Below are 20,162 nucleotides of genomic sequence, written 5' to 3' on the forward strand. Positions count from 1 at the left end.
TTTTCAAGAATATGAATACCTCATCCACTGCGCCTTTGGGCGATGACCGCGCCCGCTGGCAGGTTCCGAGTTTCGAAACGTTGTTTTGGCAAGGACGGCAAAGCGAAGTGTCCGTCATAATCCCGGTCATCAACGAGGGCGATCGCATTCGCAATCTGTTGTCCCGGATGCGCGATCTGAACATAGCCTCGCGCGCCGATATCATCCTCGTCGACGGCGGCAGCACGGACGGCTCGCTGGCTGAGGACTTCCTTCGCGAGCACGGCGTGCGCGGACTGCTGCTCAAGACAGCGCCGGGCAAATTGAGCGCGCAATTGCGTTGCGCATACGCGTTCGCCCTCGATCAAGGCTACGAACATATCGTCACCATCGACGGAAACGACAAGGACGATCCAGAAGCGATTCCGCGCTTTATCGATGCGCTGAAAAACGGCATCGACTTCGTGCAGGCCTCGCGCTTTCTCGCTGGCGGCATTGCGGAAAATACGCCGAAATCGCGCGACTTCGCCATACGCTTCATACACGCGCCGATGTTGAGTCTGTTTTCGGGGTTCGCGTGGACCGACACGACACAAGGTTTTCGCGGTTACAGCCGCCGCATGCTGCTCGACCCGAAACTGGCGATCTTCCGCGATGTGTTCATGAGCTACGAGTTGCTCGTTTATCTGTCATATCGCGCGCCCAAGCTGGGCTATCGCTGCGTAGAGCTGCCGACGACGCGACGCTATCCGAAAGGGGAAGTCCCCACGAAGATCAGTGCAGTGAGAGGCAACATCGGCGTGCTCAAGATGCTCTTGAAGGCGTGCTTTGGCGCCTACAACGCCTGAAGAACACATTGAAACGGGTGCCCGTCGTTTGCGGCGCCGCTTGCCGCTTCAGACTCGCCTGGACCGTCCGTTCAGGTAACGACTGAACAAGGATTCCGTCGCGAATGATTTTGAAAAGAAGATTCGACGCCGAGTTGCTCACCTTCGGTCTTGTATTTATAGCCGTCTTCTCGGAACTGCGCTTCTCGACCACGTCGGGCTCGGCAGGAAACGTCGAGCAATGGGTTAACCTGACGAACGCCATGTTCTATGGGAAGCAGGACTTCCTATTCAGCTACGGGCCGCTGTATTGGCTCACGGGCGGCGCCACGTCGATGCACAATGTCTATGCCTATTGGGCAAGCATTGCGTTCGTCAGTACGGTGCAGGCCTTTTTCTGGGCGATCCTCTTCATCCTCAGCTTCAAAGCGCGCGGCTATGTGCTGCTCGGCATCGCTTACTTTTTGTTCTTCAACAGCCTGGTCTTTTCTCCCGCGTTCTTTTTGTGGCCGCTTGCGGTCGTCGCGTTTTTCGAATATTCGCAACCCTCGCCGCTGAGACTCGAAGCGAAATGGCTGGTTCTGCTGGGAGTTGCCGCCGGCTTCTTTTTTTACGTCCGTTTTTTCTATGGCACCTTCGCCGTTGTGACATTCGGAACGTATTTTGTTACACGCGCATGGTTTGAGCGGCGCCTTTCCGATCTGCTGTTTCTCGCGGCAGGGGGCGCGATTGCTTATGTTGTCTTCGGCCTGATCATCTTTCACCAAGGCATCAGTCTCATTGATTATCTGTCCATCAATAGCGAGTTGAATTTCGGCAACTCGGTGGACATGATCATCGATGTAGACAATGCGCGGCGCACGTATGCAGCCGCGGCTATCGTGCTCGTCTGCCTGAACGTCTACACACTTTGGCGGCGGCCACGGCTGTTTCTCACCGTCAACGCATTATTCCTCGTGTTGTTCAAGATCGGCTTCAGCCGAACGGACCACTACCTGGCCTACTTCGTCGTTCCGACCGCGGTCCTGATCTGCGTCGCTCTGTTCGACGGCAGCCGTTGTGGCAAGCTACTGTTCGTGATCGCCGGGGGCGCGCTGTTCCACATTTCCATACACCCGAGCTTCTCAGGCGCGCCCGTTCGAAACGCTCTGATCGCCGGCACGGACTTCTCCGTGCCGTATGAAGCGCGAATGGCGCAAGCCTATGCGCAATACAAGCTGCCGCCTGCTCTTCTGCAAAAGATTGGCCGCTCCACGATCGACGTCTATCCCTACAACAACGAGTACGTGTACGCCAACGGTCTCAACTACGTTCATCGGCCGTTGTTTCAGAATTACATGACCTTGACGCCTCACCTCGACGCGATGAATCAAGCGTTTTTGGAATCTGCCCAACGTCCCAAGTTCGTCCTTTGGACGGCGGGAATCATGTGTCCTGGCGCGGGTTGCAATCCATTCGACGCGTTCGACCAGAAACTCGGCCTGAACGAGGATCCTTTGACGTCCGCGACACTGCTGCTGAACTACCACGTCGTTGACCGGTTCGACACGCCCAACGGCAGCCCGGCTGCGCTTCTCGAAGCGAATCCTTCGACGACGCCCTATTCGGAGCGTGCGATCGCATCGCAGCCGATGGAGCTCGGCGTCTGGTATCCCGTGCCGACCGCGAAAGGTGGCGTGGTCAGGCTCAAGCCGGCTTTGCACTTCACCCTGTGGGGCAGGCTGAGAAACCTGCTGTTCCGGGGCGCGCCGCTCAAAGTGAAGTACAAGCTCGCTTCCGGGCAGATTCTCGAATATCGCATCAACTTGCTGAACGCACCGAGCGGAATCTGGGTAACGCCCTTGCCCACGAGTTTCGCGCTTGACGGCGCGCAGGTTAAATCGATCATGCTGGAGACGCGGGTGCCGGGATATCTCAAGGCGGCGTTCGATGCTCAATGGGCGCTCGTACCGATTGAGGCGGTGCATCCGTCAAACTCCGCGAACGCTGCGCCCGCGCGCTGAGTGCTCGCGCTCTGTCTTCCCGGAACCAGCTCGAACGGAACTAAGCGAAACTAAGCGGCGCCGCTGTTTCTTTTGTCGAGCAACTTTGTTCGATTTCCGGTCGGGGCAGCGAGCCTTCAAACTGGCATTGCGTCGACCGGCTTCCGCCGGATTCGATCGATGAGCGCCGCAAGGCACACGCCGACGCACACCAATCCGAGCGGGACCGCTGGCAAGTCCCAGAGAACCGGGTTGAGGAAGTAGTGAACGAAGGAATGGCCCTTCGCCAGGACGAACCACGACATCGGTGCGGCGATGCTCAGGAAGAAGCAGATGCTCAACGCCCTGCGCTTGACGTCCTTGGAGAACGCCAGCATGACGGCCGCGACACCGAGAAGGATCAACAAGACATAAAAAGGTACATCTGCACCCACGAGGATCGGCTGCAAGAGTTCGCCGAAATACTTGCGTAACACCTCGGTCAACGGCGCATTCGTGCCCAGCGCAGGATCCCCTCCCGACGAATAAGTGCGCCGTGCCATGTCTTCATGAATGCCATGCAAGCCGTTTGCGATCGTGCCGCCCAGGAGCTTCGCGTGTACGAGAAGGATCGCAAAGAACGCAATGACACCCGAGATCCCCAACCTGCAGATCGCGAAGAACATATGCCGGACGGAGGCCGATTCCCTCAACCCCACATACACGAGCGGTATCATCGACGCCAACATCACGGTCGACATGTATTCATAGCCACACGCGGCCTTGATCGCGATGCAACCCGCGTAGCCGAGACATGTTTTCCAGCCGGCAGATGCGGCGAAGGCTTCCGAGCGCGACATGACGAAGCAGACGTACGTGAACGGCAGGAACCACGTCCACTCCATCCAGTACATGTTGCCGGCAAAGCCCATGAACCATGGTGAAACGACCATGCCCGCCCCGAGGAAAACAGCCGGCAGAAGCCCGAACTCAACGAACACGCAGATCACGATGACGGCCAAGAGCGCGGCGAGTATCGTCGTGTTCAAAGCGCGATAGAGGTTGAGGTCGCGGCTCTTGAACGCGTGATAAAGATTCGAGAATAAGAAACCGGGCACACCGATCTGACTGCCATAGCCGTGGAACGGCGCATCGATTTTCTGCAAGGGCAGATAGGTGGCAGGGCCAAACATCGCCTCGGTAAGTATTGGCCCGTCGAGTCGGACATTGATGTACAGAGGGTTGACGCTCAGGTCCAGAATGGTATGGACGCTGCCGTTGGGCAAGCGGATTTTCGAGCCGGGCGCGTACTCGACGAAGTTCCGAATGTTGCGCTTGACCATGAAGCCGCTAAATGCGCGAGCAACGCCGCTGTTCCAATTTCCATCCGAGTAGTCATACGGATCTTTGCGCTCTAGCGTCTTGATCGAGCTATCGTCGAACTGGCTATAGCAAGCCGGCTTGTCGGGATAAACGCCGAGACCGAGCCGCCCGCCTCCTGGGACCGGATCGGTGGCATCGCGGATCATCGTGCAAACCACGTACCCCTCCGAGTAGCGGTCGAACAACGCCTGATTGACGATGGAAAACGGATCCTTGTGGAGGATCAAGGCAAACAGTACAAAAACGACTGTCGTCGCAATTAGGATCGACGGTTTGATTCGACGCAAGGTATTCCTCTCTACTCGCTTGTGACTTGCAGCTTCCGGCGAAGATGGCACATCGTGACAGCCGTTTTGATTCTCATCAGGATGTAGACGTCGTACGTTCCGTCAGGAACATTCGAGAGGCTGAAATCGCCGTCGTATCCTGAGTCGACGAGCGAGGCGATCTTGAAATACTCAGCCACGTCTGGACGCGAAGTCCGTCTCGCGACCGGGGCGCGATATTGGACTGCGGACGTCCCAAGCACAAAGTTGGTTTCGTCGGGCATGCGGACATCGTTGAACGCCCAGCCAGCGACTTCCAGACGTGCTTGCCGGTTCACTCGCAGCCTGCCGACCGGCGCAGGCTGGCCATTCACCAAGTCGAGCGAACAGTGCCCGCCGTGTCTATACGGATCGGCCATGCGAATCGGCACGCTCCCCGGCATGGTCAAGCGACCGACATTGAATGCAGACGCCTGTTGACAATCAGGAGCGCGGGCGTAGGGACAGCCCAAGACGCCCGGCAAGGTTTCTCCAACCGCAACGGATGGCACGATTGCAGCGAACTGCGTTGGCTCCTGCGCTTCGCTCGTCCGGCAAAGGATTGACGCGATGGCCATGGAAACGGCGATCGTCCATCGCATACCGCACTATGCCTCGACCGGTTGAATGCTCGGGCGCTTCCCGATGATCACGCGACGCATGGGCGTCTCGACGAAGACGAACAGCAGCGACGCGAGAACCAGGCATGCCGTCCAGTAAAGATAAGGACCGGCGGGCGCGTTGGCCACGGCGGGGTGTCGCTCGAACCACAGCAGAACCGTGGTGTGCGTCAGATAGAGCGCGAAACTGGCCTCGCCAAGAAAGACGAGCGCAGGCGACGTGAGCGCTCTAGAGACGGCGCCGCGGCCAAGCGCGAAGATGACGATGGCGATCGCGAAGACGATGGCCGAGCCGCTCTTTACCGAATAGTATTGGAGCGCCGATGCCCAGTTCGACGGCAGGAACTGATCCCAGGGCAAGCGCGGCGTGACGTGCATCGATACGGCGATAACCGCCAGCATGACCAGTTCGTCGACCGTCGCCCCTTCAACGCTGACGGAGCGCTGCGACTCGCGCAGACGCTTGTACACGTCGCAAGCCACCATTCCAAGTACGAATTCGAAGAGACGCGCCAGCGGATTGACATACAGCAGGCCCATCGAACTGAGCCCTGTATCCGTCTCGCTGATGGGTATTTGAAAGCGGACCACGAGCCAAATTAAGAACAACGTCGTCAGAGCAGCGAGGCCAAGCGCCAGCATGTACGAGCGCCGCAGCGCGACGACTGCGAGAGGAAAAGCCAGATAGAAGAAGGCTTCCGTCGAGATACTCCATGCCACGCCGTTGAACGTGAGATAGACGTTTCGAAACGGAATCCATGACTGGACGAGAAAGAGGTTCACCACGAACACGCCGAACGCTCTCGCGGACGAAAGATCCGCCGTGTTCCAGGTATGTGCGATCAGAGGCAGCAACAGAATGGCGACGATATGCAGCGGCCAGAGCCGAGCAAAGCGCGCGCGATAGAACCTAGCGAGTTCGCGCTCGACCTGCGGATAGTTGTACGCAAGTATGAAACCGGACAGGACGAAGAAGAAAGAAACGCCTTGAGCAAGCGAAAAGTTGATCGCAAGACCAAACGAACCCCAAATGCCGTGCGCATGTCCGAGGACGATCATTGCCGCCGCGAAGAACCGCAAGGATGTCAACGCATCGAGATGCCGACCTCGTGCGATAGCCGGCGTGCCGCCTCTTCTCAGCATGTTCTTCGAATCCAGAAAAATCAGTATGTTACCGCATGATGTAACAAGAACAGCATGAATTCGCTCGCCCGAAGAGGTAGGGCGCCAGTGAATTGCCGCGCCGGCCAAACAGGCGAATCCCTGTCATTCGCCGATCGGCGGGAACGCGGCCCGGGCGGTGGACAACGCGGCGGCTTACCGCAAGCCCGGCGCCGGCCGATCAAACGACCGTTGCGTACACCCGTGCCGTGTCCGCCACCATGTCCTTAATTGTCCGCGGATAAGCCGTCTTTCGGATCATCGACTCCAGCAGGTCCGGATCGTCGACGAGGCGCCTCAACGCCGCCGTCAGCACATCGACGGAACCGCGCGCAAACGACAAGCCGGTTTCCCCTTCGCTCACGAACTCCGTCAGCCCTTCGACGTCAGAAACGATCACCGGCGTCTTCGTGGCAAGCGCATCGAGCAGCACCAGCGGGCTGTTCTCGTACCACACGGATGGAATGACGAGAACATCCATCTGCGACAGCACCCGCGCCATCTCGGCAGACGGAAACGTTCCGCGGAAGGTCACGCCTTCAGTCGCGATATCCTTGAGCGTCGCAAAATAGCGCGGATCTTGCTCGGCCGGCCCGTATATGTCCAGTGTGGCTTTACCCTTCGGCAGACGGCTAAACGCCTTGATCAGCAAGTCCGTGCCCTTATGCGGCGCGATCTGACCGATGAAGCCGAAGCGCACGACGCTGTCGCTCCGTCTCTCGATGCTCAGCGTTCTATCGATATCCGTGCCGAACCATATGGCATGCATCGGGTTGGTGAATCCGTTTTCCTTGTAAGCGTGTTGCAGGAACGCAGTGGGCGTGATCAGCGCGGCGTACTGCGCATACATCTCCCGCAAGGTATCGGGCCGCATTCTCAGGTCCTCGATGACCGGGCCGATCGAACTGCGCTTCACCCGATCCAGCCCGCGGGCGCGCATGATGACACTGGCCGCGCGTTCCGCATACTTCTCGTTCGAGAAAACGCGGTAGCGGGAACTGCTGCCCGGTTGCACGGCGACGGCTTTGCCGTAGCACGCCAGGCAATTCGAGCGCGAGGCGTTGGGACCGGCGCATAGATTGCCGCCGGCGTTCTCGAGTTTGTTGTTGAAACACACACCGTAGAAGTCGGTGAGAGTGCCGACGGTCGGAATGCCCTTCGCACACAGCACCTCCAGCAAAGCCGCCGTGTGGTTGATCAGATGCGTGACGTGAACGAGATCCGGCCGGATCTCGTCGAGAAGCTTGTCGAACACTTCCCGCGTCTCCGGCTGGTAGAAGGTATCGCTTACCCGCCGGTTCGGCATGTAGTTCTTGTCGAAGCAGACGACCGGAATGCCTTTGAACACGTAGTGCGTGATGATCTCGCCTTGCTGGGTTTCGCCTGGGAAGATGGCCGTGACGACGATCGGTTCATGGCCGAGTTCCTTCAGGCGAAGGGCGAGATTCAGCGTGTAGGTTTCCGTGCCATAGAAATGCCCTGGAAAAAAACAATGAACGAAAAGCGCGATTTTCATGAAAGTTGATCAATCTGGGTGTTTTGTGACGTCGGCCCCGAGCACGTCCCCATACAGAAAGCGGTAGGACGATACCATCGCTTCGAGCGAGAAGTGTTGCTGCGCGCGATTCCTATGGTTGAGCGCAAGGTTCCTGCGCGCGGCATCGTCGTGCAACAGACTGTCGATAATTTGGGCGAGACGTTCGGCATCGGCGGCCGGAGCGAGATATCTGTCGTCGTTGATAATCTCGCCGATCGCGCCGACGTCATAACCGACGACGGGCACTTCCATGTTCATCGCGAACGGACTGACCTGCCCGAAGCTCTCCTTCCATACGGGTGCCACGAAAACCGCCATGCGACGGTAGAGACCGGGCAGTTCGCCATAGCCGACATAGCCCGTGAATTCGAACTGCGCATCGACGCCAGCCGCCGCCACCGAGGCCTTGAACGGTTCCAGCAAACTCCCCCCACCCACGATCAGGATGCGCGCCTTCCGATTCATCTGCGCCACACGAATGAATGGAACAATCGCGTTTTCGTTCAGCTTGTCCCCTTCGAGGCGATACACCATTCCCACCATCGTGCCGACCGGCTTTTCGCCGTCCTTCAGCGTGAAATGCGAGAAATCGGAGCCGGGATAGATGACGCGGTTGTTGGCCCGCGGGTCGCCGAACTCACGCTCCACGTACTTGCTGACATACACGTTGTGGACAATGGACGGCGACACGAACGGCGCAACCGGCGTGTTCACATTCTGGACCACGGGAATGCCGAGTTCCGCCGCGGCCGCGAAGGCCTTGGCGTACCAGGGCTCATCGCAGTCGCCCCAGTAGTGGACGTGAATGAAGTCGGGCCGGTGGGTCCGGAAGAAAGCAAGGAACTGATCGGGTTCTCCAGGCTGGGAAATCTCATGGATGTCCACGCCCGTGTAGGCCTGCGGTGTGGGAATGAAGCTCGTCAGCACGGTCTGCCGGTAGCGATGCCCAAGGCCCTCAATCAGATCCACCACGAGCTTCGACGATCCGCCGGTCATGAAGTTGGCGATAACGTGCAGGACACGCGGCCGCTCCGCCAGATCGGGCTTCTTCTGCCGGACGATATATGCATTGGCGCCTTCTCCCTTGGGCGCGACAGGCGCTTTCGGCAGCCGGGGCGTCGGCGGTTCCGGCGGCGGCGAGACGAGCGCGCGCGCTTGCGACACCACGCGAGATAGCGGGCGCTTCAAGGCCGCCGGCGTCGCCATGGCGCCGATGAGATACCCTGCCCGCGCCATCTGCCGGGCGGACATCGGGCGTTGTGTCAGCGCATCCCGGAGTCGGAACCATTTCGTTTGCCGGAGCGCCGCGAACGCCTCGCGAAGTTGCGCCGCTTCGGTTTCGACGCTCGCGACGCTGGCGTCGAATGACTTCACGGGCTCACGCAACTGATCTCGCTCGAGTCGCCGGATACGCTCGGCTTGCATCTTGATCAGGTTCGCCTGTGCTTCGGCTTGCTTGCGTTGCCAAACGAGTTCCTCGCTGACGAGCGCTTCTTCCGCATCGCGCTCGCGCTGGACGCGCCCTTCACTTAACTTCTTCGCCTGCTCGACCTCATTCTCGAGTCGAACATTCAAGCCATGAATTTCTTCGCCCAGGCGATGGATGATTTCGTCCTTCGCGCCCGTCTCGGCCACGATTCGCTCGTTGAGCGCCTGAACCTCTGCGGACAGCGCACCCACCATTGTTTCCTTTTCGACCAGCACGGCCTCCAGGCGGTGAATCTCGGCGCCCTGTGCTGAAATCGCTCCTTCCTTTTCGAGCGCGTATCCATTGAGGCGGATGACCTCGTTCACAATGCTCGGCGTGACGATCAATTCCGCCTTCAGCACGGCGTTGCTGTCGAGCGCCGAGCGTCCCGTCGTGCTGCGTTGAAACTCACGCTCCAGTTCGCAATAACGCTCGAGCGTTTCGTCGGACAACGAGAAACCGATGTGCTTCAACGCCACCGCGAAGAGATCGCGCAAGCGCACCGCCGTGCCCTCCTCCGGCACGGCAACGGGCCGCAGTTCCCAAAGCGAACAATACGCGCCGCGAAACAGCAAGTAGCCGAAGTCGATTGTTTCGCCGTACTTCCATTCGAGATCGAAGAACGAAGCCCTGCCGCCGTCGAGGATCAGATTGCGGGGCAGCGCGTCCACGAGACGACCATCGACAGGCGAGTCGAGGGCGGGCAGGACGCCGTCCGACGCAATGCCGAGTTGTGGCTTGACCGCCTCCAACCACTGCATGTACCACTCGATGAACGTCGTTCGCGTCCAGCCGGGCTCGGATAGCAGCAGTGAAAGCCTGTGTTGCCAATGGGTTCCGCCGATGAAAGGAGCGTCGGCAACCGGAAGATTTTCGACGCCCGTGAAGCGCGTGTCGGCCGACGCGAACAATGGCCGATGAGTGACCATCAAGGGGCCGTGCGCCGTCTTGCTGATTTGCAGTTCTTTGGTGAACTGGGGCAGCCTGTCGACGGCATAGTGGAACCCCACGGCGTCAGGATCGCCTCCCATGAGCGGCTGTCTCGAAGCAATCGCAAGGAACGAATTCGACAACGCGTGAGCCAATCCGTTGCGATAGACCGGGCCCCACGCCCTTTCGAGCGAGAACGACTGATAAAACGGGCGCTGCGGATCGGCGGCGGACGCATTCGAGATCATCGGTGAGAAATCGGCATCGAGCCGACCGCGAACCGCGTCCTCGCTCAGGACCGAAAGCGGGAGCTTGTAGTCGGGAAACGGATACCACCATTGCTGGAAGGACAGGCTCGCGCGATCCAGGTGACTGCCGAGTTCCTCGCGTCCGAAAGTCGCGACACCCTCCGGTGAATAACGCTCCTCGAGGCCGAACATGGGAACGCCCGTGTGGTCCTCGGCCGCCCCTGCGAAGTACTTCAGTCCCAGTTGATTCTCGATGGCAACGAACAGCCGGCCGGCTTCCGTCAGACGCGCGACGCAATCCGAAAGCAGCTGATGCGTGCCATTCTCGCCAAGGAACTTGCGCGCGTATTCGAGCACGCCGATCAACATGACCGCATCGAACTCGCCCAGGACACCGATCTTTTCGCTCGTCGCGCAGATGATCTCGACATTAGGCAGATCTCGGCAGCGCTCGCGAGCGATCGTCGCCCGCATCAGGCTCCCCTCGACCGAGACCACGGTGGCGCCGGACTCGCCGAGAAAACGCGTGATGGCACCGCAGCCGCAACCGATCTCCAGCACGCGCTTGCCGGCGAACCAAGAAGCGAACGGTCGCAAGAGGTTGCCTCGCCGCGGCGTCAGGTGATAGGTCGACGGCCAATCGATCATCTTTTCGCGCAGCTCCATGGAGCCCGAACTGACGTCGATCGCGCCTCTGACTGCATCGAGGAGGTATTGCTCCTGCTCCTCGCCGTCCGAGTAGTCGAAAGGCTTGCGCTCGCGCTCAACCCAAACGCGGATGGATTCGTCGAAATCAAAAAAGCCGGATAAGTCCATTTTGCTTGGGTAATCTGTCAGAGCTATTGAATGAGCCGTTCGAAAGAGATCGAAGGAGCACGTGCGGCGCGTCAGGACGCATGAACCTGGCTTACGGCCATCGTCATGTCAAGATCGGTCAAACCATAGAAAGTCAACGCGGGCGCCACGGAAAAATGCACGGCGTCGTAGCGCCGGTCATGCGGGACGATGGATTCCTCGGCGCGGGACGCCACGCCGAGAGAGATGAAGTAGTCACCCGTCGCAAGCGTGCATTTGAAATTCATCTCCACCACGACCGCGGAGCCACCGGCGCCGAGCCCATGCGTATGCACTTCCGACGACAGCAGCTCGCTGTTCGTGCCGGCGACCGTGATCCCCTCTTTCGTCTTGATCGTGACGCCGAAGATGGGGCGCACCACCTCCTGATTGAAGCGCACCGAAAGCCGCAAACGCATGATTTGCCCGCTGGTTACGAAGCGCGGGTCGGGTCGCCCGTCCGCCTCCAACGAGAAGTCCAGAATGGAAGCGGCGCCATCGCCCCAACGGTACTCGTGATGGTTGTAAGCGGCCTTCTGAGCGAAGACATCGTCCGAGAGGCTGAGCGGTAGCCTATCCGTGCCGTGTTCCGTCGTGCCGGAGACGATAAGCTCGGGCGCGCTTTTTTCCGCGGCTTCGCGATCCCGCCCGAACAGCAGGTCCATATAGCGATTGACCACGGCGCGCGGCTCGTCCTCCATGACAAGGCGGCCCGAATCAAGCAAGATAGCCCGCGTGCAGTGGTTGACGATTTGATCGCTCGAGTGAGTTACGAGAAGAATGCTCGTGCCGCTTTCCTTCAGGCGCTTCAAGCGGTCGAAGCACTTCGCCTGAAAGCGCGCGTCGCCGACGGCGAGCGCTTCATCGACGATCAGGATATCCGGGTCGATTTGCGATTGAACCGCGAAAGCGAGCCGCACGGCCATCCCGCTCGAATAAGTCTTGACCGGCTGATCGATGAATTCGGCAAGGTCCGCGAACGCGACAATATCGTCGAAGCGATGCGCCGTCTCTTCGCGCGACAGCCCGAGGATCGCCGCACTCATATAGACGTTCTCGCGCCCGGTGAACTCGGGGTTGAATCCCGAGCCGAGTTCGAGCAGCGCGCCCACGCGTCCCTTTACCTGAATGTTGCCGGTCGTCGTAGCAAGCGTGCCGCAGATCATTTGAAGCAACGTCGATTTGCCGGAACCGTTGCGTCCGACGATGCCTACCGTTTCGCCAGGCGCGATACGAAAGGAGATATCGCGCAGTGCCCAGAATTCACGGAAGAACTTGCGCTTGCGATGGAACATCTGCCGAAGGCGATCGCCCGGCTTGTCGAAGATCTGAAAGCACTTGCTGACGCCGTCGACGACGATCGATGAATCAGAGAACGTCACTGAAGCCTCCTCGGGTTCTCTGGAACCATGCGTAGCCGAGCCATGCGATCAGCAGGCTGCTCGCCAACAGACAACCATAAACGACCGGGTCGGGAGCCTTGCCCCAGATCATGACATCACGCGCTTGCTCCACGACCGCTGCGAGCGGATTGATCATGAAGAGAACCTGAAACTGTGCTGGCACTGCCGATGCCGGGAAGAAAATGGGCGTAAGAAACATGAGCGTGGTTGTGATGACGCCGGTGATCTGCGCGACGTCGCGCAAATACACGCCGAGCGCGGCGAGAAACCAGGTCAAGCCGAGCGTGAACAGGACGAGCGGCAATGCGACCACGGGAAGCCAGAGCGACGTGAGCGGCGGCGCGCCGAACACCGCGACATAAAAAAGCAGCCAGACGACAAGGCTGACCAACAACTGAAACATCGAGGCTGCCACCGTCACCACCGGCAGTATCTCGAGCGGGAACACGACCTTCTTGACCAGGTTCGAATTGGAGATGATCTGAAGGGGTGCGCGGTTCACGCAATCTGCAAACATGTTGAAGAACATGAGGCCCGCGAACAATACGAGTGCGAATTCGGTCTTCGAGTCAACGCCGACACGCCAGCGTGCCTTGAACACATAACTGAACACGAACGTGTAGATGCAAAGCATCAGCACGGGAATGAACAGCGACCAGATCAAGCCGAGCGCCGAGCCGCGATAGCGCGACGCGATCTCGCGCACAATCATTTGACGAATGAGGTTCCCGTTCCTGGCCAACGACCGAAACAGGCTAAACGGATCAATAGAGTTTCTTTGCATTAGAGCATGACAAATAATTCAGACGCGCTGTTCGAGCCTGTCAGCGCTTCACGGCATCCCAGAACATGCGGCAGCCCTGCTCCAGGTCAACCGTCGGCCGCCAGCCGGTTTCGGAAGTAATCCGGGCGATGTCGAGGTAGATGGCCTTCACATCGAACGAGCGGGACGGATGGAAAACGACGTTCGGGACAATACCGGATACTTTCTTGACCACTTCCAGGATATCGATCAGGCTGTGCCCCACGCCGCTGCCGACATTGTAGAGATTGAAGCCCGTCCAATTGGCCGCCTGAACGAGCGCCGCCACCGCGTCGTCCACATGGATGTAGTCTCGTATCACCGAGCCGTCGCCCCAAATTTCGATCGGATCGTTCGCAACGGCCTTGGCGAAGAACGTCGGAATCACTCCATGCACCCCGATGCGCGTCTCGCCCGGGCCGTATGGATTGGCAAGACGCAGCACGGCGGCGTTCAACTGCTGTAGCGCGCAGTTGAGCCGCAAATACTGTTCGATCGCGACCTTCACGATGCCGTACGACGAAATCGGCTGTAAAGGCGCATCCTCGCGAACGGGCACGACGCCTGGATTACCGTAGACGGTGCCGCCCGAAGAAGTGAACACGATCTTATTCACGCCGGCGGCCCGCATTGTCTCTAACAGGCGCAGCGTACCGAGCAGATTGCTTTCGACATCGTAGATCGGGTTTGCATTCGAGGTACTGGGAATGGTCGTGCTGATGAGGTGATAGACGACATCCACGCCGGCGAGCGCGCGGTCGAGACCTGCGCCCGTTGCAAGATCGCCTTGGAAATAGGCCACGCCCTCGCTCGGCTGCGTGCCGCCGTGGCCGCGGTCGAATACACGCACGTTGGCCCCGCGCGCGAGCAGCGCCCGGACCAAATGGCGCCCGAGAAACCCGTTTCCCCCCATTACAAGCACATTTGGCGCCGGGCTACCCCGGCTACCTTCTACTTTGACCAACGTTATTCTCCACTGAACCGAGGCGGCGATTTATCCGTCGAACGGACTCGTCGCCGGTGCTTTATATCGTAGCCGGCGCCTCAGCCCAAAGCAGGGCGACGAGACGCTCGACATAAGCGTTCATATCAAAAGCGTCCTGCGCGATACGGCGGTTCTCCGCGCCGACCGCGTCTCGCAGGTGTGAATCGTGAGCGAGCGCATCGAGGCGCCGCGCCACTTCCGCGACATCGGAGAACGGCGCAACACTGACTTCCCCGTGCGCTGAATCAGCCAGCACTTCCGGGATTCCGCCGGCGCCTTCGAAGCACAAGACAGGCAGACCGACCGTCATCGCGTCGATCGCGACGTTCGGCAGCGGGTCCATTCTGGATGGCAACAAGAAAATATCAGCCAGCCCATACAGTTCCTCGAGTCGCGAGGTGACGCCGAACAGTTTCGCATTTCCTCCGGCTCGCTCCAGTTCGCGCATCTGCATGCTCAGGCAAGCCGTGTACGAAAGGTCGCTTTCGTTGTCGTGCCCGACCCACACGAAGAGCGTGTTGTCGTCCGGCGCATGACGCCTAAGCGCCAAACCGACCGCGAAGAACAGATCGACACCTTTGCGAAACTGGACCGTGCCGGCGCCCAAGACGAGCCGGGGCCTCGGCGTGATCGACTCCAGCAATGCCTTGACGCGATCGACGGTGTCCGGCGCCTCTTCGCGATCATCGATGCCGCGCAGGCGCTTCGCTGCTTCGGCCGACTCGGCTTCGCTGGGCGGAATGACCGATTTGCCCTGACGCAGGAGAACGGCACGCTCGAGCGCCGTTCTCGTGTCATCGTTGATGGCGTCCTCGAGCACGGGCCGCGAAGATACGACGACAACCGACGCCTGATTGATGGCTTCGTCCGTGCTCGTCCGCGAATGCAAGTAGCTAATGTATTCGTGGACCAGGAAAAGCACCCGCACGCCTTGATCGACGAGCGGCTTCACCATCATGCGCGATTCGGTGCTGTTGACGATGGCGTGATCCACCTTCACTCGCTCGCGGATGTCCCGGATAAGGCGCGCCAGCACGACGGCATGACGCATTTCCGGCTTCTCCAACACGAGCGTTTCACAGCACCCCTGCCTGAAATTTTCAACAAGCGGTCCGCCCGCGAGCAAGATGGCGATGACGTCGGCCCGCGCAGACAACTGCTGGCAAATGTTCAGAGCGACGACCGGAGCCCCTGTGCGCGACGCGTCATGTGAGACGACGATCACCTTTGGGCGCGCCGATCCGAACCGGTCGCCGCGCCACTGACTCGCCACATCCAGGGGATGCGAAGGCCGCCCTTCGGCGCGACCATAGTTAAGGTAGTGATCGAGCGCGGACATGCCGCTCGCCGCCACGTCGGGCGCCGCCTCCAGATAAAACTCGGGATCGAAAACCGCAAGCCCGCTCCGTGCCGCACGCTGCTTTTCGAGGTCCTCGGCTTGACCGGTCGCGGGCGGCTCGGGCGCTCCCTTTCGTCCCTCGGCCTTGCCGAAAAGCACATAGTGTTCGTATGGGTCCACCGCGGCGGCCGCGACGTCCGGATTCGAAGCCAGGTAAAACTCGGCATCGAAGGACTCGGATTCCTTCGCGCTCAATTCGCCCGCGCTCGCCACGCGGCCTTCCGCGCGCCCGAACTGCACGTAATGCTCCCAGGGATCCATTCCGCTCGCAGCGACATCGGCGTAGGTCTCCAGGTAAAACTTCGCATCGAATGCTTCACGCAACTTTGGGTCCAATCTTCGCCCCTTGATGACCGAGTTCGGACCGCAGTTATGCGTCCGCTTTCATTCCACATTCAGGTCCCGCGCGTTCACGCTGAAATTTTACACGGCGCACCCAAACCTCTTTTCCTCGAACCTCCACGAAAAAACGCTAACCCGCTAGTCCAGATATTCCGCGACGCTCACATCACGATTGCGGCTGCTGGCCCAGGCGTCGAAGTTCGTAACCGAGGCAAGCAGACGGAGCGTGTCGGGCGGCATGTCTTCGAGGAAGGCAAGCAACGGCTTGACTAGCTCCTCGGGGACGGGATCGACTTCGATGCGTCGCAGCAAATCGCCCGCACGAGCGCCGAATCTCTCGATGCCGCGCAAGATCGACGCCGAGATGCCCGATAACTCGTGCGTCGAGCCGCGCCCCCGATCTTCGATTACGCGCAGCGCGCCGTTCGCATCGAAGTCGTAGCCGATCACCGCATGGTGAGGCGCGGAGAAGAACAACTCGACCGCCACGCGGTTCGCGTACACCTTGCCCGTTATGCGCTTTCCGCACGTCTCGTCCGACAGCATGGAATCCATACGATAAAGCGCTTTGCGCCGAACGCAATCGGGTTGATCCGTCAGGCACATGTAGTAACCGTAGACGTCGATATCGAGCATGCCCCGCAGTGCCCTTTGCAGCGCCTCCTGGGACGTGCCGTTCCATCCCACGTCGACCAAGGAGACCCGCATGCCCGGCTTCACGCCGAGTTCGTGAAGATACCTGAAGAGCCCTGCCCGGGCCGCCCGGCACGTCTTGAGGATTTCCCATCGGCTAGCCCAGAGGAAAGTCTTGAGCCGCTCGACCGTCGCGGGCCCAAGACGCACTTCCGGTCCGAGCCCGATATCGCGCATAACGTTGTCCGCCCAAGGCGTGACACCGATCCGCTCCAGCAGCTCGAAGGGCGAAAGTTCTTCAGCGCCGGACAGCAGGAACGGCACCGTCTTCTCGAAGTTGGACTCGTCCGTTGCCGCAAGCGTGAGCGCGATACGCGAGCTTTTGAAATATTCGCAGCGGGGAAACGCACCGGCGTCACCGCGCTTCTCCATCCGCTCGAGCACATAGCCGTCGCGCGACATGAACAAGACGAGATCGATCTGGTCGCGCGCGGCGACGCGTTTGATCCAGTGGAGAAAGGCGAGTGCCGCCGGGCCGCCGACCTCGAAGCCCAGCTTCTCGAATGGGTCGGACCCGGGCAACCCCGGGATAGCGCGGCCGATGGCGAATGCAATGGAGGCCACCGGCGTACCGGCCGCAGGCAATGCAGCCCGGCGGGCGTCGACATAGTGAAATGTCGACAAGCCTCTCTCTCGCGCGCGCTGAATGTCGGACAGTTCGTTATCTCCGACATGCAGGATCCGCTGGGCGCTCACGCCACATTCGGCGGCGACGATGTCGAAAAGCTCGCCGCTGTCGCGTTTGGTCGCATTCCGGTGCGAGGAAATGAAGAGCGGAACTTCGGGCAATCCGTATTTCTTCAACAGCGTTTCGAAGAAATGTTGCGGCAAGTACATGTCCGAGGTGATCACGACGCGCTTGCTGCCGGAGATTTCGTCGAAAAACGTGCGCAGTTCGGGATTGGGCCTTGTCAGTTCCAGCTCGAGCGCCAATTCAAGGCCGGCGATCTCTTCCGCCGGCAGGTGCAGATCGTCGAAACATGCGTAAATGCCGTCGAGCGTGATCTCTTTCTTGCGCTCCGCATGCATGACCTGAAATGCTTTTGTCTGAGCCCGCCGGCGCCGCTCGCGAAAGGATGCGATGCCGGTTCGTTCGCCGATGATGTCGAACAGATCCTCGGGATCGCAAAGAGGCCGTACGAACAGGGTGTCGAAGACGTCGAACGACACGACATCGACGGCATCGGCCGCGTTTCGAAGTTGGGCTAGGAGGTCGAGTTGCATAAGTTATCCGAATTCAGTAGTGGCCCGACTCGCCGTCATCGGCGCGAACGGGACCGCTGAAGCCTTCAGCCCGCAGGGATTCTGAAATGCACGTCGCTCGGCGACAGATTCAGGTTGTGGAAGGGATCACGCATGAAGAACCGCGGATGCTTTTCATAGAGGCGACCCCTCTCGCGTACCAGACGTTCGAGTTTGCGCGGATCGAGGCTGTCGTCACCTCGTGTAAGCGACTCGTGATGAACCAGTTCGACCGACGGGCAGAGCACGTTGTAATACCCCGCTTGGGTAAGCCCGAAGCAGAGATCGACATCGTTGTAGGCAATCGGGAAACTTTCGTCGAACCGTCCAACGGATTCGAATTTCGCGCGCTCGATCATCAGGCATGCGCCGGTCACGGCGAGCCAGTTGTACTCGAGCATGTTGCGCGCGAAAGCCACGGGCGTATCGGCGTCCGCGGCGAGGAAGGCGTGGCCCGGCCCTGCCCCTAAATTCACGATGCCGCAGTGTTGCATCAGGCGCGATTTCGGATAAAGCAGCTTCGCTCCGACGGCGCCCACATGCGGCAACTGGGCGTAGCCAGCCATGCGCTCAAGCCAGTCGGCGGAGATGACCTCGGTGTCGTCGTTCAAGAACACGAGAATTTCACCGCGAGCATGACGCGCGCCTACGTTGTTGATCTCCGAATAGTTGAACGGAAAGTCATATGAGACCACCGTCACTTGGCTCGTGCCGGCAAGCGCGCGGAGATGGTCGAGCGTCTCCGGCTGCCGCGAACCGTTGTCCATCACGACGATTTCGAAATGGCGGTATTCCGTGCCCTTCATGATCGACGCGATGCACTGCGCCAGCACGGCGCCGTTGTCCCGGCTCGGGATGATGATGGAAATGAGTGGCGTACCCGACAGCGCATATTTGACGCGTGCGTGGCCCGGCAGATTGGGTAGCGGTTCGAGCGCGCCAGCCTGACCGCGGCGTACGAGCGCGGCCTCGCGCGCGCGCACGCTGGCATCCACGGCGTAAGGTTTCTCCGCGAGATCGGCCGCGACTGAGCCCGGTATCACGCGCCAGTGATAAAGCACTTTTGCAATGTGCACGATGCGCGAAGTCTTCTCGGCGATCCGCAGCACGAGGTCCCAGTCCTGCGCCCCGTCATATTCGCTGCGCAGCCCGCCAAGTTCCTCGACGAGCGAGCGCCGCACGGCTGAGACGTGGCACGTGAACATCGTGCTCATGATCGTATCCGGCGACCAGTCGGGCTTGTAGAACGGAAGAGAAAATTCGCCGGAAGGCAGAATCTTGTCTTCGTCGCTGTAGATGAAATCGGCATTCGTAGCGTCGACCGCTTGGGCCAGTTCCCAAAGGCAGTCGGGAGTCAGCTCGTCGTCGTGATCCAAGAACACGATGTAATCGCCGGATGCTTCCCGGATCCCGGCGTTCGTGGCGCCCGAGATGCCGAGGTTCTGGTCGAGCGCGATGACCTTGACATGATCGCCGGCAGCTTGCCGCAAGGCCGCGCGCGCAGCCTCGAGCGGACTGTTGTCGTCGACGAGAATCAGTTCGTAGCGTTCATACCATTGCGCCCGAACCGACGACAGGAGTCGCTGCAACAGCAGCTCCGGCGTGTTGTACGCCGGCACCACGATGCTGAAGAACGGTTGGCAGGAAAGCGCTCGCAAGTGGTCGGGCCGTCGCGGCGGCACATACGAGTAGCGAAAATTCCGCCAATCGCTCTCCATGCTGTAGGTGCCCGCCTCGGACGCGATCGGGCATGCGCGCAGCGGCGCGCCTAAAGCGGCTTGTACAGGCTTCGGATTGAACGCGAGATAGGCGGGCTTTATCTGGATCGCCGCACCGAGCACATTCACCGATGCAACACCGCCCAGATGCCGGCGGACCTTAAGCATTTTCAAGCGCTGCGGCATCAAGTGCGGCGTCGCGACCCACCACGCGGCCTTCGCTGCCCTTCTCAGCATCCGACGTGACTCGGGCGATAGCCGCGACAATACGGCCCGCATTGGACGCGAACTCGCCAGCCCTCTCAACTTCTGCTTCATATCGATT

13 protein-coding genes are annotated in these 20,162 nt (G+C 59.9%); 2 read left to right on the plus strand and 11 right to left on the minus strand.

All coding sequences use genetic code 11. The features are described 5' to 3' along the window. Window positions 1–107: 107 nt before the first annotated feature. Together AWB78_RS34250 and AWB78_RS34255 are read left to right on the plus strand one after the other, a co-directional pair. A complete protein-coding gene (locus AWB78_RS34250; RefSeq protein ID WP_232477991.1) occupies window positions 108–827 on the plus strand; it encodes a glycosyltransferase family 2 protein in 720 nt (239 codons plus the stop codon). 104 nt (window positions 828–931) lie between these two features. Continuing rightward, window positions 932–2,809 carry a hypothetical protein gene (locus tag AWB78_RS34255; protein ID WP_062611062.1) on the plus strand — a complete coding sequence of 626 codons (1,878 nt, stop codon included), beginning with the start codon at window positions 932–934 and terminating at the stop codon, window positions 2,807–2,809. Window positions 2,810–2,925: 116 nt separating this feature from the next. Here the strand turns inward: AWB78_RS34255 and AWB78_RS34260 are convergent, their stop codons facing one another. From AWB78_RS34260 to AWB78_RS34310, 11 genes are all read right to left on the minus strand, one after another. After that, complete coding sequence (locus AWB78_RS34260; protein ID WP_062611063.1) at window positions 2,926–4,437, minus strand: hypothetical protein; 1,512 nt, start codon at window positions 4,435–4,437, stop codon at window positions 2,926–2,928. Between the two features lie 11 nt (window positions 4,438–4,448). Further along, window positions 4,449–5,033, minus strand: a complete 585-nt coding sequence (locus tag AWB78_RS34265) for a hypothetical protein (RefSeq protein WP_157697708.1) — start codon at window positions 5,031–5,033, stop codon at window positions 4,449–4,451. Window positions 5,034–5,063: 30 nt separating this feature from the next. Next, window positions 5,064–6,218 (minus strand): acyltransferase family protein, encoded by a 1,155-nt coding sequence (locus tag AWB78_RS34270; RefSeq protein WP_074173599.1) that lies wholly within the window; start codon window positions 6,216–6,218, stop codon window positions 5,064–5,066. Window positions 6,219–6,417: 199 nt separating this feature from the next. Continuing rightward, window positions 6,418–7,752 carry a glycosyltransferase family 4 protein gene (locus AWB78_RS34275; RefSeq protein WP_062611066.1) on the minus strand — a complete coding sequence of 445 codons (1,335 nt, stop codon included), beginning with the start codon at window positions 7,750–7,752 and terminating at the stop codon, window positions 6,418–6,420. Between the two features lie 9 nt (window positions 7,753–7,761). Beyond that, window positions 7,762–11,235 carry a glycosyltransferase gene (locus AWB78_RS34280; protein ID WP_062611067.1) on the minus strand — a complete coding sequence of 1,158 codons (3,474 nt, stop codon included), beginning with the start codon at window positions 11,233–11,235 and terminating at the stop codon, window positions 7,762–7,764. A gap of 71 nt (window positions 11,236–11,306) precedes the next feature. Continuing rightward, complete coding sequence (locus tag AWB78_RS34285) at window positions 11,307–12,635, minus strand: ABC transporter ATP-binding protein (RefSeq protein ID WP_062611068.1); 1,329 nt, start codon at window positions 12,633–12,635, stop codon at window positions 11,307–11,309. After that, window positions 12,622–13,440 (minus strand): ABC transporter permease, encoded by an 819-nt coding sequence (locus AWB78_RS34290; protein WP_062611069.1) that lies wholly within the window; start codon window positions 13,438–13,440, stop codon window positions 12,622–12,624. The genes AWB78_RS34285 and AWB78_RS34290 overlap by 14 nt, the downstream gene beginning before the upstream one ends. Window positions 13,441–13,480: 40 nt before the next feature. Then, a complete protein-coding gene (locus tag AWB78_RS34295) occupies window positions 13,481–14,422 on the minus strand; it encodes an NAD-dependent epimerase/dehydratase family protein (RefSeq protein WP_198399413.1) in 942 nt (313 codons plus the stop codon). Between the two features lie 61 nt (window positions 14,423–14,483). Then, window positions 14,484–15,782 (minus strand): glycosyltransferase family 4 protein, encoded by a 1,299-nt coding sequence (locus tag AWB78_RS34300; RefSeq protein ID WP_157697709.1) that lies wholly within the window; start codon window positions 15,780–15,782, stop codon window positions 14,484–14,486. Window positions 15,783–16,322: 540 nt separating this feature from the next. Beyond that, a complete protein-coding gene (locus AWB78_RS34305; RefSeq protein WP_062611072.1) occupies window positions 16,323–18,101 on the minus strand; it encodes a hydrolase in 1,779 nt (592 codons plus the stop codon). 65 nt (window positions 18,102–18,166) lie between these two features. Further along, window positions 18,167–20,074, minus strand: coding sequence for a glycosyltransferase family 2 protein (locus AWB78_RS34310; RefSeq protein WP_232477992.1), 1,908 nt, complete (start codon window positions 20,072–20,074; stop codon window positions 18,167–18,169). Between the last annotated feature and the right edge of the window lie 88 nt (window positions 20,075–20,162).

Source organism: Caballeronia calidae (genome assembly GCF_900044055.2).
Lineage (GTDB): Bacteria > Pseudomonadota > Gammaproteobacteria > Burkholderiales > Burkholderiaceae > Caballeronia > Caballeronia calidae.